This window comes from Bradyrhizobium sp. SZCCHNR1051, from assembly GCF_032489615.1.
Lineage (GTDB): Bacteria > Pseudomonadota > Alphaproteobacteria > Rhizobiales > Xanthobacteraceae > Bradyrhizobium.
Genome location: NZ_JAUEYJ010000036.1, coordinates 1 through 16,903, shown reverse-complemented (window position 1 = coordinate 16,903; position 16,903 = coordinate 1). Strand labels below are relative to the sequence as shown.

General features: G+C 66.6%; 16 protein-coding genes. 11 read left to right on the top strand and 5 right to left on the bottom strand.

Going from position 1 to position 16,903, the window contains the following annotated elements; all coding sequences use genetic code 11:
• Position 1: 1 nt before the first annotated feature.
• The 7 genes from QW868_RS31815 (at position 2) to QW868_RS31785 (ending at position 7,587) form a co-directional block, all read left to right on the top strand.
• On the top strand, positions 2-1,051 hold the full coding sequence (locus QW868_RS31815) for an oligopeptide/dipeptide ABC transporter ATP-binding protein (RefSeq protein WP_316232395.1): 1,050 nt from the start codon (positions 2-4) through the stop codon (positions 1,049-1,051).
• Positions 1,052-1,079: 28 nt separating this feature from the next.
• Positions 1,080-1,277 (top strand): hypothetical protein, encoded by a 198-nt coding sequence (locus QW868_RS31810; protein WP_006611297.1) that lies wholly within the window; start codon positions 1,080-1,082, stop codon positions 1,275-1,277.
• Positions 1,274-2,686 carry an amidase gene (locus QW868_RS31805; protein ID WP_316232394.1) on the top strand — a complete coding sequence of 471 codons (1,413 nt, stop codon included), beginning with the start codon at positions 1,274-1,276 and terminating at the stop codon, positions 2,684-2,686. Before QW868_RS31810 ends, QW868_RS31805 begins: the two co-directional genes overlap by 4 nt.
• 253 nt (positions 2,687-2,939) lie before the next feature.
• Positions 2,940-3,923: an ABC transporter ATP-binding protein gene (locus QW868_RS31800; protein ID WP_316232393.1), complete on the top strand. Its 984-nt coding sequence runs from the start codon at positions 2,940-2,942 to the stop codon at positions 3,921-3,923.
• A 123-nt stretch (positions 3,924-4,046) separates the two neighbouring features.
• On the top strand, positions 4,047-4,316 hold the full coding sequence (locus QW868_RS31795) for a GlsB/YeaQ/YmgE family stress response membrane protein (protein WP_315713716.1): 270 nt from the start codon (positions 4,047-4,049) through the stop codon (positions 4,314-4,316).
• A 185-nt stretch (positions 4,317-4,501) separates the two neighbouring features.
• Positions 4,502-6,250: a type I secretion system permease/ATPase gene (locus tag QW868_RS31790; protein ID WP_316232392.1), complete on the top strand. Its 1,749-nt coding sequence runs from the start codon at positions 4,502-4,504 to the stop codon at positions 6,248-6,250.
• A complete protein-coding gene (locus tag QW868_RS31785) occupies positions 6,247-7,587 on the top strand; it encodes an HlyD family type I secretion periplasmic adaptor subunit (RefSeq protein ID WP_315753615.1) in 1,341 nt (446 codons plus the stop codon). Before QW868_RS31790 ends, QW868_RS31785 begins: the two co-directional genes overlap by 4 nt.
• Positions 7,588-7,796: 209 nt before the next feature.
• On the opposite strand, the gene QW868_RS31780 is transcribed toward QW868_RS31785, so the two are convergent.
• The 3 genes from QW868_RS31780 to QW868_RS31770 all read right to left on the bottom strand — a co-directional run bounded on the left by QW868_RS31780 (position 7,797) and on the right by QW868_RS31770 (position 10,740).
• Entirely contained in the window at positions 7,797-8,279 is a 483-nt protein-coding gene (locus QW868_RS31780) for a CinA family protein (protein ID WP_316232391.1), read from the bottom strand.
• 109 nt (positions 8,280-8,388) lie between these two features.
• Positions 8,389-9,699 (bottom strand): MFS transporter, encoded by a 1,311-nt coding sequence (locus QW868_RS31775; protein WP_315775542.1) that lies wholly within the window; start codon positions 9,697-9,699, stop codon positions 8,389-8,391.
• A gap of 120 nt (positions 9,700-9,819) precedes the next feature.
• On the bottom strand, positions 9,820-10,740 hold the full coding sequence (locus tag QW868_RS31770) for a transcriptional regulator GcvA (protein WP_315734808.1): 921 nt from the start codon (positions 10,738-10,740) through the stop codon (positions 9,820-9,822).
• A gap of 113 nt (positions 10,741-10,853) precedes the next feature.
• On the opposite strand from QW868_RS31770, the gene QW868_RS31765 reads away from it, so the two are divergent.
• A complete protein-coding gene (locus QW868_RS31765; RefSeq protein WP_315734806.1) occupies positions 10,854-11,057 on the top strand; it encodes a DUF1127 domain-containing protein in 204 nt (67 codons plus the stop codon).
• A gap of 78 nt (positions 11,058-11,135) precedes the next feature.
• Positions 11,136-11,750, top strand: a complete 615-nt coding sequence (locus QW868_RS31760) for a GNAT family N-acetyltransferase (protein WP_315775539.1) — start codon at positions 11,136-11,138, stop codon at positions 11,748-11,750.
• 158 nt (positions 11,751-11,908) lie between these two features.
• Here the strand turns inward: QW868_RS31760 and QW868_RS31755 are convergent, their stop codons facing one another.
• A complete protein-coding gene (locus QW868_RS31755; RefSeq protein WP_316232390.1) occupies positions 11,909-12,610 on the bottom strand; it encodes an SDR family NAD(P)-dependent oxidoreductase in 702 nt (233 codons plus the stop codon).
• A 95-nt stretch (positions 12,611-12,705) separates the two neighbouring features.
• The gene (locus QW868_RS31750; protein ID WP_316232389.1) at positions 12,706-13,725 is read right to left on the bottom strand and encodes a glutathione S-transferase family protein; all 1,020 of its coding nucleotides are present in this window, start codon (positions 13,723-13,725) and stop codon (positions 12,706-12,708) included.
• Positions 13,726-13,835: 110 nt separating this feature from the next.
• Between QW868_RS31750 and QW868_RS31745 the strand changes: the two genes are divergently transcribed.
• Positions 13,836-15,620 (top strand): acyl-CoA dehydrogenase family protein, encoded by a 1,785-nt coding sequence (locus QW868_RS31745; RefSeq protein ID WP_316232388.1) that lies wholly within the window; start codon positions 13,836-13,838, stop codon positions 15,618-15,620.
• A 41-nt stretch (positions 15,621-15,661) separates the two neighbouring features.
• Positions 15,662-16,750, top strand: a complete 1,089-nt coding sequence (locus QW868_RS31740; RefSeq protein ID WP_316232387.1) for a Zn-dependent alcohol dehydrogenase — start codon at positions 15,662-15,664, stop codon at positions 16,748-16,750.
• The last annotated feature ends 153 nt before the right edge of the window (positions 16,751-16,903 follow it).

Below are 16,903 nucleotides of genomic sequence, written 5' to 3'. Positions count from 1 at the left end.
CATGAGTGAAGCAACGGCAGTCACCGGCCTGGAGCCGATCGAGGACCTCGGCGGCAAGGCGCAGCCGCTGCTGCGGGTCGATCGTCTGACGAAACACTTCCCCGTCCGTGGCGGGCTGTTCGGTGCGCGCAAGACGGTGCGCGCGGTCGACGATGTCTCGTTTGCCATCGGCAAGGGCGAGACCGTCGGCATCGTCGGCGAATCCGGCTGCGGCAAGTCGACGACGGCGCGGCTCTTGATGCACCTGATGGAGCGGGATGCCGGCGAGATCATCTTCGACGGCCGCCAGGTCGGGCATGAGATGTCACTGCGCGAGCTGCGTCGCGGCATGCAGATGGTGTTCCAGGATTCCTATGCCTCGCTCAATCCGCGGCTGACGATCGAGGAGTCGATCGCGTTCGGGCCGAAGGTGCACGGCATGACCGACATCGCGGCACGGGCGCTCGCCCGCGAGCTGCTCGGCAAGGTCGGCCTGAGGCCCGAAACCTTCGCCAACCGTTATCCGCACGAGATCTCCGGTGGTCAGCGCCAGCGCGTCAACATCGCCCGCGCGCTCGCGCTGTCGCCGCGCCTGGTGATCCTCGACGAGGCGGTGTCGGCGCTCGACAAATCGGTCGAGGCGCAGGTGCTGAACCTGCTGATGGACCTGAAGCGCGAGTTCGGCCTGACCTATCTGTTCATCAGCCACGACCTCAACGTCATCAACTACATCTCCGATCGCGTATTGGTGATGTATCTCGGCGAGGTCGTCGAGCTCGGCCCGGTCGAGCAGGTCTGGGCCAGGCCGGCGCACCCCTATACGCGGGCGCTGCTGGCGGCGATGCCGTCATCCGATCCGGACCGGCGCACCGAGACGCCGCCGCTCTCGGGCGATCCGCCGAACCCGATCGATCCGCCGGCCGGCTGCCGGTTTCATACCCGCTGTCCGTTCGCGGAGGTGCTCTGCTCGAATGTCGCGCCAAGATTGACGGAGCTGGATACAATGGGCCATCAGGCCGCCTGCCACATGGCGATATCAGGTTCGGGACACAGCCGTGCGCCGGCCGCCTGAAGGGCAGACACCAGCAGCGAGAAGCGGAATGACCAGACCCACGCCCCAGCAAGTCAGTGCCATCGCGGAGGCCTCCGGGCTGCCCGTCGACAAGGAGGTTGCGACCCGCATCGCCGACTCGATCGGACCGGCCTTCGACAACTTCGCCGCGGTCGCCGGCACCCTGCCGTTCGACCTGGAGCCTGCGAGCTACGTCGTGGCGCAGACGCTGAAGGTGGGTCGATGAGCACCGAACCTGCCTTGATGACCCTGACCGACGTCGCGAAGGCGATCGCGGACAGGAAGCTCTCTTCGGTCGAGGTGACGCGCTCCTGCCTGCACCGCATCGCGCAGTGGCAGCCGAAGCTGAACGCCTTCATGGCGATCGAGTCCGAGCCGGCGTTGAAGGCGGCCGCCGAGGCCGATTCCGCCCTGGCCAAGGACGGCCAGAAGGGCCCGCTGCATGGCGTGCCGCTCGCCCACAAGGACATGTACTACGAGGCCGGCCACATCTCGACCTGCGGCTCGCTGATCCGGCGCGACTTCGTGGCGACGACGACGTCGACCGCGCTGCAGCGGCTGAAGGATGCCGGATCGATCCGGCTCGGCACCTTGCAGATGGCCGAGTTCGCCTATGGCCCGACCGGCCACAACGCGCATTACGGTCCGGTGCACAATCCCTGGAAGCTCGGCTACGTCACCGGCGGCTCGTCGTCCGGCTCCGGCTCGGCGGTCGGCGCGCGTCTCACCTTTGCGGCGCTCGGCTCCGACACCGGCGGCTCGATCCGCATGCCCGCGAATTTCTGCGGCGTCACCGGCCTGAAGGTCACCTGGGGCCGCGTCAGCCGCGCCGGTGCGATGCCGCTGTCGCAGTCGCTCGACACGGTCGGACCTCTTGCTCAGACTGCCGAGGATTGCGCGTTGCTGCTCGGGCTGATGGCTGGTCCTGATCCCGAGGATCCGACCGCCAGCGCCGCGCCCGTGCCGGACTATGTCGCGGCCACCCAGGCCTCGATCAAGGGTCTCAGGATCGGCGTGCCCAAGGCGTTCTATGTCGACGACCTCGATCCTGAGGTGGCGCGCTGTCTCGATGCGACGATCGCGGTCCTGAAGACCGAGGGCGCCGATGTCGTGCAGGTCGAGCTGCCGGACCAGCGCCAGCTCACCGCAGCCTGCCAGCTTGTGCTCGCGGTCGAGGCGGCCGCCTTCCACAAGCGCTGGATGATCGAGCGTCCGCAGGACTATGGCCCGCAGGTGCTGATGCGGCTGCAGAACGCGCTGGCCGTTTCCGGTGTGACCTATCTCGAAGCGCTGCGCTGGCGCGGTGCGGCCCTGGCGGCGCATGTCGCAGCGACGTCAGGCGTCGATGCGGTGGTCGCACCGGTGTCGCCGCTGGTGACACCTTCGATCGTCGAGAGCGACGTTGGCGGCGCGCCGGGTGCGGAGGCCGTGATCCAGCGCATCACCCGCTTCACCCGCCCGGTGAACTATCTCGGCCTGCCATCGCTGGCGATCCCGACCGGCTTCACGTCGACGGGTCTTCCGGTCGGCATGCAACTGATCGGCCGCTCGTTCGATGAGGCTACGATCCTGACCATCGGCGCCGCCTTCCAGCGCGCGACTGATTTCCACGCCAGGGTGCCGACGCTGCCATGAGGGAGACCTGTGCATACCGTCCGACGATCTCACCCTCCCCTGGAGGGGGAGGGTCGATTGCGCATGGCATGCGCAATCGGGGTGGGGTGACGGTCTCTCCCCTTGGGAGCGAGTCAATGGAGGGGCTGTCACCCCACCCCGTCTCGCATTCCGCAGCGCTTCATGCGAGCCGACCCTCCCCCTCCAGGGGAGGTGGCAGCTCACTTCGCAATTGGCCACGGCGTTCCTGACGGCAAGGTGAGATAGCTTCGCCATGACCAACCTCGTCGAGATCAAAAATCTCACCATCCGCTTCACCGGCGAGCGCACCGTGCATGCGGTGAACGACGTCAGCCTGTCGCTCGGCGACGGCGAGGTGCTCGGCCTGCTCGGCGAGTCCGGTTCGGGCAAGAGCGTGACCATGCGGGCGCTGATGCGGCTGTTGCCGAACAAGCGGACGCAGATCTCCGGCAGTGTCAAGGTGCTGGGCCGCGACGTGCTGGCGATGAACGACGAGGAGCTGTCGCAGTTTCGCGGCCGCTCCGTGTCGATGATCTTCCAGGAGCCGGGACTTGCGCTCGATCCGGTCTATACCATCGGCCGGCAGATCGCCGAGACCGTCATGCGGCACGAGGGCAAGAGTTTTGCAGAAGCGCAGGCGCGGGCGCTGGAGATGCTCGACGTCGTCAGGATTCCCTCGGCGAAGCGTCGCCTGGAGTCCTATCCGCACGAGATGTCCGGCGGCATGCGCCAGCGGGCGATGATCGCGCTGGCGCTGGCGTGCCGGCCGAAAGTGCTGCTGGCGGACGAGCCCACCACCGCACTCGACGCCACCGTGCAGATCCAGATCCTGCTGCTGCTGCGCGAACTGCAGCGCGAGTTTGGCATGTCCGTCATCTTCGTCACCCACGACATCGGCGTCGCGATCGAGATCTGCGACCGCCTCGCCGTGATGTATGCCGGAGAGATCGTGGAGCAGGGCAGCTTGCGCGAGATCGTGCGCCAACCCATGCATCCCTACGCGCGCGGCCTGCTGGCTTCGACGATCCACGGTGCCAGGCGCGGCGAGCGGCTGCAGACCATTCCCGGCACGCCACCCTCGCTCGACCGGGCGCCGCGGAGCTGCTCGTTCGCACCGCGCTGCAGCCTGGCGCAGCCGCGCTGCTCGGAGGCGATGCCGCCGAACATTGCGCTCGGGCCGCAGCGGCTGGCGCGCTGTATCCTGGCCGAGGCGCCGGCAAGTGTGGCGGCAACGTAACGGTTCGCCCGAAACGCGCTACTCACCGGCCGAAACCGCGCATCGCGTGTCGAAGCGTCGCGGCGGCCTCGTTAAGGTGCCGTCACGCGTGGACCGATCGTCCGCGCCGGATGAGGACGCGCCATGCACGTATCGAACGAAGGTATCCTGGTCATTCTGTTCGTTGGCCTGGTTGCAGGCTGGCTCGCGGGCAAGATCGTGCGCGGCACCGGCTTCGGGCTGGTCGGCGACATCGTGATCGGCGTGCTCGGCGCTTTGGTCGCGAGCCTGATCTTCCCGCGGCTTGGCGTCCGGATCGGGACCGGCCTCGTGTCGGAAATCGTCTATTCCGCGCTCGGCGCCATCATTCTTCTGCTGGTGGTGCGGCTGGTGCGGACCGGCGGGCGGCTCTAGGGCTTGCGATCCGGCGCGGCTGAACGTTTGCACTGCGCCACGCGACATACCCAAGCACATAGCTAATTTACGCTAAAGTGAGCATCGTTGGACGCTCACCGCAGGAATCAGTATATTTCGCCTTGTTTGCCGCCAGTTTGTGCTTTTGATCGGCGGTCATGCAGCTCATTTGATCAATTGAAGAGATGGTGGTGATGGCGGCACCTCACGTGAGGCAATCCGAGCTCAGCGATGCCTTGCGCGGTTGCCGCAGCGCCTTCATCGGCGTTGGGGCGATGAGCTGCATCATCAACCTGCTCTACCTCACCGGCTCGATCTTCATGCTCGAGGTCTACGACCGGGTGCTGCCCAGCCGGTCCGTGCCGACCTTGATCGGCCTGATCATCATCGCCGCCGGGCTTTACGCCGCCCAGGGCGCGCTCGACATGATCCGTAGCCGTATTCTCGGCCGCATCGGCACCGCCCTGGATGAGAGCCTGAACGCGCGGGTGTTCGACACCGTGGTGCGGTTGCCGCTGGCGGCCGGCGGTCGCAACGAAGGGCTGCAGCCGTTGCGCGACCTCGACAACATCAGGAGCTTTCTCGGCAGCCAGGGGCCGGGCGCGTTCTTCGATCTGCCGTGGCTGCCGCTGTATCTGGCGATCTGCTTCGCCTTTCACGTGATGCTCGGCGTCACCGCGCTGGCCGGCGCCATCATCCTCGTCACCCTGACGCTGATCACCGAATTCCTCACCCGCACTCCCGCCAAGGAGGCGATGGGGCTCGCCGCCCGCCGCAATGATCTCGCCACCGCAAGCCGGCGCAACGCGGAGGTGCTGGTCGCGATGGGCATGACCGGGCGCATGCTGTCTCGCTGGAGCGAGACCAACGAAAAGTATCTCGCCGGCAACCAGCGCGCCGGCGACGTCGCCGGCGGTCTCGGCGCCATCGCCAAGGTGCTGCGCATGATGCTGCAGTCCGCGGTGCTCGCGGTCGGCGCCTATCTCGTGATCCATCAGGAGGCGACCGCGGGCATCATCATCGCCGGCTCGATCCTGAGCGCGCGGGCGCTGGCGCCGGTCGATCTCGCGATCGCGCATTGGAAGAGCTTCGTTGCCGCGCGTCAGAGCTGGCGCCGTCTCAGCCATCTGTTGCAGACGATGCCGCAGCGACCGGCGCCGACCCTGCTGCAGCCGCCGGTCGGCAAGCTCTTGGTCGAGGCCATCTCGATCGTCGCGCCCGGCGATCAGAAGGCGATCGTGCAGGACGTGAGCTTCGCGCTGTCCGCCGGCAACGGCCTTGGCATCATCGGCCCGAGCGCGTCGGGCAAGTCGTCGCTGGTCCGCGCGCTGGTCGGCGTCTGGCGTCCGGTGCGCGGCCATGTCCGGCTCGACGGCGCGGCGCTCGACCAATGGTCGACGGACGAGCTCGGCCGCCACATCGGCTATCTGCCGCAGGATGTCGAGCTGTTCGGCGGCACCGTGGCGCAGAACATCTGCCGCTTCGATCCGAAAGCCTCCGCTGACGGCATCATCGCCGCCGCCAAGGAGGCCGGCGTGCACGACATGATCATCAAGATGCGCGACGGCTACGATACAGAGATCGGCGAGCAGGGTGCCGCGCTCTCGGCGGGCCAGGCGCAGCGCGTGGCGTTGGCGCGCGCGCTCTATGGCAACCCGTTCCTGATCGTGCTCGACGAGCCCAACTCCAATCTCGACACCGAAGGCGACGAGGCGCTGTCGCGCGCGGTGCGCTCGGCGCGGGCGCGCGGCGCGATCGTGGTCATCGTCGCACACCGGCCGATCGGCATCGAGGCGGTCGATCAGGTCCTGGTCATGAAGGACGGCCGCGCGCAGGCCTTCGGTCCGAAGGAGACGGTGCTGGCGCAGGTGCTTCAGCCGCGCCCGCCGGCACCGATCAAGATCGTCTCGGAGGCCGGAGTGACGAAGTCATGAGCAGTCAGGTCGTCGCTGGTCCTCTTCCGAGGGCGCGCAAGCCGGAGAGCGTGCGCGAGTCGATCCGGCGCCACCTGCTGGTCGGCATGGGCGTCGTCGTTGCAGTCGCCGGCGGGCTCGGCGGCTGGGCCGCGACGCAGCAGATCTCCGGCGCGCTGATCGCGCCGGGCCAGATCGTGGTCGAATCCAACGTCAAGAAGGTGCAGCATCCGACCGGCGGCGTGGTCGGCGAGCTCCGGGCGCGTGACGGCGACGTCGTCAAGTCCGGCGACATCGTGGTGCGGCTCGACGACACCGTGACCAAGGCGAGTCTCGCCATCGTCACCAAGAATCTCGATGCGTTGCAGGCGCGCGCCGCCCGGCTCGAGGCCGAGCAGCGGGGCTGGGCCAAGATCCTGTTTCCGCCGCAGTTGCTGCAGCGCATGAGCGATCCCGAGGTCAAGAGCCTGACGGCGAGCGAGACCAAGCTGTTCGAGGTCCGCGTCAACGGCCGCATCGGCCAGAAAGCGCAATTGCGCGAGCGCGTCACCCAGCTGAACGAGGAGATCGAGGGCCTCTCGGCGCAGGTCAGTGCCAAGGACCAGGAGATCGCGCTGGTGCAGAAGGAGCTCGACGGCGTGCGCCAGCTCTATGAGCAGCATCTGGTGCAGCTGTCGCGGCTGACGACGCTGGAGCGCGACGCCGCCCGCCTCAACGGCGAGCGCGCGCAATTCATCGCGGCGCGGGCGCAGGCCAAGGGCAAGATCAGCGAGACCGAGCTGCAGATCATCCAGGTCGACAAGGACATGGTCAGCGAGGTGTCCAAGGATCTGCGCGAGACCACCGACAAGATCGGAGAGTTCGTCGAGCGCAAGGTCACCGCCGAGGACCAGCTCCGCCGCGTCGACATCCGCGCGCCGCAGGACGGCATGGTGCTGCAGTCCTCCGTGCATACCGTTGGCGGCGTCATCACCGCCGGTGACACCATCATGCTGATCGTGCCGCAGAGCGACGACCTCCAGGTCGAGGCCAAGGTCAATCCGCAGGACATCGACAAGCTGCAGGTCGGCCAGAAGACGCTGCTGCGGCTCTCCGCCTTTAACCAGCGCACCACGCCCGAATTGAACGGCGTCGTCAGCCGCGTCTCGCCCGACGTCACCACCGACCAGCGCACCGGCCAGAGCTATTACACCATCCGCGTCTCGATGCCGCCGGAGGAGATCGCCCGGCTCGGCGACGTCAAGCTGATTCCGGGCATGCCGGTCGAAGCCTTCGTCCAGACCGGCGACCGCACCGTGATCTCCTACCTGATGAAGCCGCTGCACGACCAGCTGATGCGTGCGTTCCGGGAGAAGTGACGGCCCTCTCCTTGTTCGCGAGGGCCACTGGTCGCGCCCCAAACTCAGTGTCATCCCCGCGAACGCGGGGATCCATAACCACCGGCGAATATTGGTTTGTCCGAAGGCTCAACGTGCGGCCTGCCCCAAGAGATATCACGCGGTATGGGTCCCGGGTCGGCGCCCGCTGACGCTTCGCGTCCTCGGGCTTGCCCGGGACGACACCGATTTTATTGGTCGAGCTTCGTCAGCAACAGCTCCAGCGCGCTCTGCGCGAACAGCTGCATGTTGGCGCAGCGGTCGCTGCGGCCGCTCTCCAGGGTGACCACAGCGGTCGCGGGGCCGGCCACCGCGAAACAGGCATGGCCAGCGGCGTCGCCATAGCGGTTACCGGTCGGGCCGGCCGCGCCGGTCTCCGACAAGCCCCAATCGGTCGCAAAGCGTGTCCTGATCTGCCGCGCCAGCAGCTCCGCATAAGGCTCCGACGCCGAGCGAATGCCCTTCATCGCCTCGTCCGGAATGTCCATCAGCACGCGGCGGGCGTCGCGCGTGTAGACCACGGCGCCGCCGAGGAAATAGGCGGAGGCGCCGGGCACCGCGAGCAGCGCCGCCGCGATCAGGCCGCCCGCGGAGGACTCCGCAACGGCAATGGTCTGCTTGTTGGCGATCAGCCGCGCCGCGACCTTCTCGGCGACAGCGATGAGGTGCTGCATGGCGGTCATCCTTCGGCAGCGTCGACACCCGCTGCCGCCGGCTGCTGTTCATTCCCCACCATCATGCGCCGAAAGCGCGCGCCAAGGAAGGCGCTGCCCCTCGCAGCGATCACGCAATGACCGGCTCGCGCGCCGCGACGGCCTGGCGGCCGCCGCGATAGACGGTCATCGCTGCGATGATACCGAGCACGGCGGCGCACATCAGCCAGTAGCCGGGCGAGGCCTTGTCGCCGGTCTTGTTGATGAGCCAGGTCGAGACCGCCGGCGTCGCGGTGCCGAACAGCCCAGCCGCCAGCGCAAAGGCGATCGAGAAGCAGGTGGTGCGGACATGCGCAGGCACGATCTCGACCAGGCAGCCCAGCATGGTGCCGCTGTAGACGCCGAAATAGAACGAGAACAGCATTTCGACCGCGAGCAGCTTGCCGAAGCTCGGCGCCGCCGCGAGCCAGTGCAAGGCGGGATAGGCGGTCAGCAACGCCAGAGCCGCGATGGTCACCAGCACCGGCTTGCGTCCGATCCGATCCGACACCGCGCCGCCAACCGGATTCCATAAGAAGTTGGTTACGGCGACCAGCAAAGTGACGAGCAGTGAATCCGCCGCCGACAGCTTCAGCTCCTTGCCGAAACCGGGACCGTAGACGGTGATGAAGTAGAACATCGTCGTGGTCAGCACCGCGATCATCATGCCGAGGATCACGATGCGCCAGTTCTCCAGCGCCGAGGCGAACACTTCGCGCGCGGTCGGGTGCTTCTTCATCGCGAGGAAGGCCGGCGTCTCCTCCAGCGTGCGGCGCAGGAAGAAGATCAGCGGAATGATCAGGCAACCGATGAAGAACGGGATGCGCCAGCCCCAGGCCGCCACCATGTCCGCCGGCATGGCCTGGTTGAGCACATAGCCGATGACCGACGCGACGAAGATCGCGACCTGCTGGCTGGACGACTGGAACGAGGTGTAGAGGCCGCGATTGCCGGGCGTGGAGATCTCGGACAGATAGACCGACACGCCGCCAAGCTCGACGCCGGCCGAGAACCCCTGCAACAGCCGCCCGAGCAGCACGATGATCGGGGCGGCGATGCCGATCGTCGCATAGGTCGGGCAGAACGCGATGACAACGGTGCCGACCGCCATGATGCCGAGCGTCACGATCAGGCCCTGGCGCCGGCCGATCTTGTCGACATAGGCACCGAGCACGATCGCGCCGACCGGCCGCATCAGGGCGCCGAGCCAGAACACGCCATAGGCATTGAGCAGAGATGCAGTCTCGTTCTCCGATGGGAAGAACGCCTTGGCGATGATCGGGGCATAGAACCCGAACAGGAAGAAGTCGAACTGCTCGAGGAAATTGCCGCTGGTGGCGCGCAGGATCGCGCCGATGCGCGAATGGATCGTAGCCGGCTGCGGGATTGACGTTGAGGACACGCGGGGAAACTCCTACCGTCGAGAGGCTCGTGCGGAGGATTTCTACGCCGGCCGAGGGGAAAGGTGCGACAATCTGCCACACCAGGCCCTGGCGGCCAATAGCTTTGCGCTCAAGGCGCCCTAGGCCTGAACAGAATTGCCGGCGGCCGACTTCTGCTGCGTTGCATCCTTCAGCCATTGCCGGAACGCCTTCAGCTTCGGCGGATCGGTTCGTCCCTCCGGGGTCACCAGATAGAACCCGGCGTCGCTCGGCAGCGCCATCTTGAACGGCACCACCAGCCGGCCCTTGGCGATGTCGTCCTGGACGTAGGCTGTGCGGCCGATCGCGACGCCGAGCCCGTCGATCGCAGCCTGGACGGTCATCAGCGACAGGTCGAAGCTCAGCCGGCCCTGCCTCGACATCTCCACCGGCAGACCCGCCGCGGTCAGCCAGAGCCGCCAGTCGTCGTCATAGCCGCCGCTCGCCTGCAGCAGCGTGTGATGCGCGAGGTCCTCCGGACAGCGTAGCGGCTTGTCGCCCTGCAGCAGCGCCGGACTGCACACCGGAAACAGCTCGTCGGCCATCAGCCATTCGGCCCGAACGCCCGGCCAGTGGCCGCGGCCATAGCGGATCGCAGCGTCGACGTCGTCCTTGCGGAAGTCGACCAGGGTGGTCGAGGTCGTGATCCGCACGTCGATGCCGGGATGGGCTTCCTGGAATGCCGTCAGCCGCGGCAGCAGCCATTTGGCGGCCAGCGAGGCGATGGTGGAGACCGTCAGCACCTTGGCGTTGTCCTTGCGCACCAGCCGCTCGGTCGCCAGCCGGAGATCGTCGAACGCCGCCCGCACCAGCGGGAGATAGTCGCGGGCCTGCGGCGTCAACGCCAAGCTACGGTTCTGGCGGACGAAAAGGCGCAGCCCGAGCTCATCCTCCAGGCGCTTGATCTGATGGCTGATCGCGGTCTGCGTCACGTTCAGTTCGGAGGCCGCGCGGGTGAAGCTCAGATGCCGCGCCGCGGCCTCGAACGCCCGCAATCCATTCAGCGACGGCAGCCGGGTCACTCAGGGTCTCCCGTTTACATGACGTTATATCATCCGAAGCGGTAGTAAATGTCGTTTGTAGATGAAAGGCAAGCCTCCGATAGTGCACGCTCAGTGCAATACAGGAGGCTTTCATGTCATTCTACGTCTCCTCGTCAATGACGAAACATCATACTCCCGGCTTCTGGTCGGGGGTGGCCGAGCTGCTCGCCGCCTGGCGCCTCCGCTACCGCACACGGCACGAGCTGGCGCAATGGTCGGAGCGCGACCTGCACGACCTCGGCCTGTCCCGTAGCGATATCGCCGCCGAGATCGACAAGCCGTTCTGGCGGGGTTGAGCCCCTCACTCGTCCCGTCGCGCCGGCGCCGCTCCGCAAAGGAGGGCGCCGGCAATTTGATCTCCGCCGGAGTCCGTCATGCCGACGTCCGCCGTTGCCGATTTCGCCGCCGCGTCCAACGCCATTCACACCCGGCGTGGCGAGGAGGTGCGGCTGCGCTTCGTGACATCGGCTGATGCCGAGGCGCTGCAGACCTATGTGCGCTCCTTGAGCCCGCGCTCGCGTCACAAGCGTTTCCTCGGCGCGCTGAGCGAACTGCCTCCGGCTGTGCTCGACGATTTCGTCGCGCTCGGCCGCAACGACCGTTACAGCCTGATCGGCGTGATGGATCACGACGGCGTCGAGAGCATCGTAGCCGAAGCGCGCTACGCGCTCGACCGCGATACCGGCCGCGTCGAGTTCGGCCTGTCGGTGCAGGACCGCTGGCAGGGCCACGGCATCGGCCCGGCGCTGATCGCGAATCTCGAGCGCCGTGCGGTTGCGCTCGGCGGCGTCACGCTGTCGGGTGACGCGCTGCGTACCAACGACGTGATGATTGCGCTCGCCAGGAAGTCCGGCTTCGATCTTCGCCAGTATCCCGATGACTGGACCTTGGTGCGGTTCGAGAAGGAGCTGAGGCACCGGTCTACGGAATCGCCAAGCGGTGGCCTGAGAGTAGTGGACCGTGAGCCGCGCATCATAGCACATTCATGATATGACGTCCGTCATGCCACCCGCAGGCGGGGTATCCCATGCGCTGCGGTCTGTCCACGTTCCTCTCCGCGAGCTGCGCGTACTGGATCGCCCGGTCAAGCCGGGCGATGACAGTCGTTCTGAGGCGAGCATCGGCAATCGAATGACTACGCCGCGCCTCAAAACATCTCCACCCACGGCCTGAGCTCGATCTCCCAGCTCCAGGCGCTGCGCGGCTGCTGAAGCACGCTCCAATAGCTGGCAGCGATGGCGTCCGGGTCGAGCATCGAGTCCGGGCGCTCGGCGGGCTCCTGCCTTGCCGCACTCCTGATCCCGCCGTCGATGACGAAGTGCGCGACGTGGATGCCCTGCGGCGACAGTTCGCGCGCCATGCTCTGGGCGAGGCCGCGCAGCGCGAACTTGCCCATCGCGAACGGCGCCGACTGGGCGTAGCCCTTCACGCTGGCGGAGGCGCCGGTGAACAGGATGGCGCCGCGCTTGTTCGGCAGCATGCGCTGTGCCGCCTGCTGCGCCACCAGGAAGCCGCCGAAGGCGCTGACGGCAATCGACTGCTGCACGTCGGCCGGCACGAGATCGGTGAGCGCTCCGCGCGCCCGCGCGCTGGCATTGTAGACCACGAGATCAGGCGCGCCGATCTCGCGCTCGACGATGCCGAACAGCCGCTCGACCTCCTCCGGATTGGTCGCATCGCAGGGGTAGGCGCGGGCGCCGGTCTCGTTGCAGAGCGCGCCGAGCTTCTCGATCTTGCGCGCAGCCAGCGCCACGCGGATCTTCTCGCGCGCGAATAGCCGCGCCAGCGAGGCCGAGAGCCCTTCGCCGGCACCGACGATGAGGGCGATCTTGTAGGCTGGGATATCCATGGGCAGGTCCTTGGGCCAAAGCGTCCGCAGGAATCAAGCTAATGCACCGGCGGCCGACTTCCTACGGCTCGTCCCCACATTTTTGCCACGCGCCCTCAGGTGGGGCGCGGCTGCAATCCGGCGAGGCAACCAATCTCCTCCAGCACGACGTCGAGTCGGCTGCGATCGTGCAGGAACGCGTATTTGCCGCGGAGCATGGCCAACGAGCGCGCATGATATTTCTGCGGCTTCTGTGTCCACGTGAAGTCACCCAGCTGCACGCTGAAGACGTCGCGCTGTTCCGCCAGTGCCTGCTCGTTGGCGAGCGTCCACGGCATGAACAGCGCGCCGACCTGGCGGGTCAGGATCGGCATCAAGGTCAGTGACAGTTCCGGCCACAGCTCGAACTCGCCTTCGGCGCGCGGCCATAGCATGCGGTGGATCCAGGCCAGCACATGCGGCGCGCGGCCTTCGATCAGGGCGCCGGCGGTCGGATCGGTCCACAGCTCGTAGAGCTGGCCCCACAGTCCGAAATCGCCGTAGGCCGGACGGTGGCCGAACAGATACGGCCTGACCGAGAGATGTCGTTCGAGCAGGTCGAGCATTTCGGCCAAGCCCTGCTCGATCTGCGGCGCGTTGATCTCGTTCGAGCCGACATACCAGAGCCGCTCGACCATGCGGGCGCGGACTTTATCCGCCACTCTGCCGCACTCGGCCTCGTCCGCCCTGGGGGCGCGGATGCGGGCGATGCGTCCGGCCGAGGCGCGCTGATCGAGATCGCGGGCCCAGCGATAATGGAACATCCACTTGTTGCCCCACTCGTCGCCGAACTCCTCGATCAAGGCCGAGATGAAGCTCGTCAGCGCGTCGCCGGGATGAATCGTGGGTTGCGGAAAGTCGAGCTCCAGCGCGTCGATGATCGGCGTCGAATCCTGCATCGGCACCTCGCCGGGGCCGACCACCAGCGGAATGATCGGCAGCTTGGCGTGCCGCGCGAACTCCGCCTCGCTTTCCGCATTGCGCAATATCCATTGATGCGGAATGCCCTTGTAACGCAGATACGATCGCACCTTGACCGAATAGGGCGACATCTCCGCCCCGAAGATGCGATAAACCTCCGTCGGCTGATTGGTCATGGATCTGCTCCCGGTTCGGCGCACGCCGCTGCTTGTTGTGTATCCCATCAGGCGCAACCTGTCGAAGAGTCCATCAGAGACTTGCGGAAACGAACGAGGGCTTAACGATCATGCATCAGTTCCTGAAACGCGATGACGTGATGACCGGCGGCGCGAGGCCGGAGTTGCTGGCGCCCGATACCACGGGGCTGAACTTCTATCGCGCCGATCCGGCGCTCGCCGATCTCCTGCGCATCCATCTGCCCGAGACGCTGTTTCGGCACCTCGTGCCGCATCTCGACCGTCTCGGCGAGCTCGCCGGCTCCTATCTCGACGAATGCGCCCGCTTGGCTGACCGTCATGGCCCCGTGCTGCACCAGCGCGACCGCTTCGGCCGCGACGTGCAGTGGGTCGAGTATCATCCCGCGTATCGCGAGCTGGAGCGCGCCGCCTTTGGCGAGTTCGGCATTCATGCGATGTCGATCCGCAAGGGCATTCTCGGCTGGCCGAGCAAATATCCCGTCGCGGCAAAGCACGCCTTCACCTTCCTGTTCAACCAGGCGGAGTTCGGTCTGGGATGTCCGATCAATGTCACCGATGGCTGCGCCAAGCTGCTGGCGAGCTTCGGCAGCGACGGGCTCAAGGCCAAGTACCTCGATGGCCTGACGCAGACCGACATGAGAAAGCTGACCCAGGGTGGCCAGTTCATGACCGAGAAGGAGGGCGGCTCCGATGTCGGCACTTTGACGACGGTCGCCGTCCCGGAGGGCGACCATTGGCGCCTGCATGGCGAGAAGTGGTTCTGCTCCAACGCCGACGCGAAGGTGGTGATGCTGCTGGCGCGGCCGCAAGGTGCCGAAGCGGGAACGCGCGGCGTCGGCCTGTTCCTGATGCCGCGCTTCCTCGATGACGGCAGCCAGAACCACTATCGGATCGTGCGCCTGAAGGACAAGCTCGGAACGCGCTCGATGGCCTCGGGCGAGATCAAGCTGGAGGGTGCCGTCGCCTATGCGGTCGGGCGGCTCGATCGCGGCTTCGTGCAGATGGCCGAGATGGTCAACTCGTCGCGTCTCTCCAACGGCGTCAAGTCGACGGCGCTGATGCGGCGGGCCTGGCACGACGCGATCACGGTGGCGCGCAACCGCGTGGTGTTCGGAAAACGCATCGTCGACCTGCCGCTCGGGCGTCGGCAATTGATGAAGATCCTGCTCGCGACCGAGCAGGCGCTGTCGATGAGCTTCCTCACCGCCGACGCGCTCGACCGTGCCGAGGCCGGCAGCCAGGAGGCCGCGGCGCTGCTGCGCATCCTGACGCCGACATTGAAGTTCCGTGCCACGCGCGACGCGCGCAAGGTCTGCGGCGATGCCATGGAGATGCGCGGCGGCATCGGCTATGTCGAGGAGTTCGTCACCGCGCGGCTGCTGCGCGACGCCCATCTCGGCTCGATCTGGGAGGGCACCGGCAACATCGTCGCGCTCGATGCGCTGAAGCGCGCCGTGGGCCGGCACGGTGCGGAGGCCGCGCTGGCAGCCGACCTGCATGCGCGGCTCGACGACAGCGCCGCCGTGCCGCAGGCCTGGCGCGATCAGCTGCATCGACTCGTGGATCGTGCCGTCGGCTTTGCGCGCGAGGTCGCTGGACGCGCCGACAATGAGTCCGAAGCGCGCCGCGCCACCAGCCTGCTGTATCACGTGGCGAGCGCCGTCTCGACGACCTGGGAAAGCGCGCGCATCCACGCGATGCGCGGCGACGCGCGCAGGCTGTTGCTGGCGAAGCTCATCGTCGCGCACCGGCTGACGCCGTCCGATCCGTTCCGGCTCGCGGAAAATAGGATGGATGATGCCATCGCGACACTGCTGCTCGGCGAACGTACCGCTGATATGGAGGAGGTTGGCGAACTGCTGTCAGCGGCGTAGGCTTGCCGCGACCAACAACAAACAAGATCGGGAGAACGCCAATGAAAGCCGCCGTGCTGACGGAGGTCAACAAGCCGCTGGTGATCGAGGACATCAGTGTGCCCAAGCCGGGGCCGCGGGAAGTGCTCATCCGCACGGCGGTGGCCGGTCTCTGCCATTCCGACCTGCACTTCATCGAAGGCCTGTATCCGCATCCGCTGCCCGCCGTGCTCGGCCATGAATCGGCTGGGATCGTCGAGCAGGTCGGCGCCGACGTAACCTATGTGAAGCCGGGCGATCATGTCGTCACGTGCTTGTCCGTGTTCTGCGGCACCTGCGACAACTGCACGACGGGCCGCCCGGTGCTGTGCACCGATACGACGGTGAAGATGCCGCCCGGCGCCTCCAACCGGCTGTCATGGGGACGAAGTGAGAAGCTGCACCAGTTTCTCAACCTCTCGTCCTTCGCCGAGCAGATGCTGGTGCACGAGAATGCGATCGTGAAGATCCGCCCGGACATGCCGCTCGACCTCGCGGCGCTGATCGGCTGCGGCGTCATCACCGGCTATGGCGCCGTCGTCAACACGGCGCGGGTGCAGGCCGGCGAGACCGTGGCCGTGATCGGCTGCGGCGGCGTCGGCATGGCTGCGATCAACGGCGCCGAGATCGCGGGCGCGGGCCGTATCATCGCCATCGACACCAATCCGGCCAAGCTGCAGCTTGCGACGAAACTGGGTGCGACTGACATCATCAATCCCGCTGAGGGCGACGTCGTGGGGCAGGTGCGCGAGCTCACCAAGGGCGGCGTGCATCACGCCTTCGAGGTGCTCGGGCGCAAGGAGACCGCCGAGCAGGCGTTTGCGATGCTGGCGCCCGGCGGCACCGCGACCATCGTCGGCATGATCCCATTCGGCCAGAAAATCGAGCTGCACGGCTTCGACTTCCTGCGCGAGCGCCGCATCCAGGGCTCGTCGATGGGCTCGAACCACTTCCGCGTCGACATGCCCCGTCTCGTCGAATTCTATTTGCGCGGCAAGCTGCATCTGGAGGACTGGATCTCCGCCAAGCTGAAGCTGTCCGAGATCAACGAAGGGTTCGCCAACATGAAGGCCGGCAAGACGCTGCGCAGCGTGATCATGTTCGACGCGTGAGGTGGGTGGTCGGGTGTGAGGCAGGTGATGAGGTTCGGCGGGTCTGCCTATTAGTTACCCGTCATGCCCGGGCTTGACCCACGGCTGTCCGGTTGAGGTTTCTAGCATATACTAAGGCTCAACTGGCGATCATCTCGAATGGTCGGTGGTGGA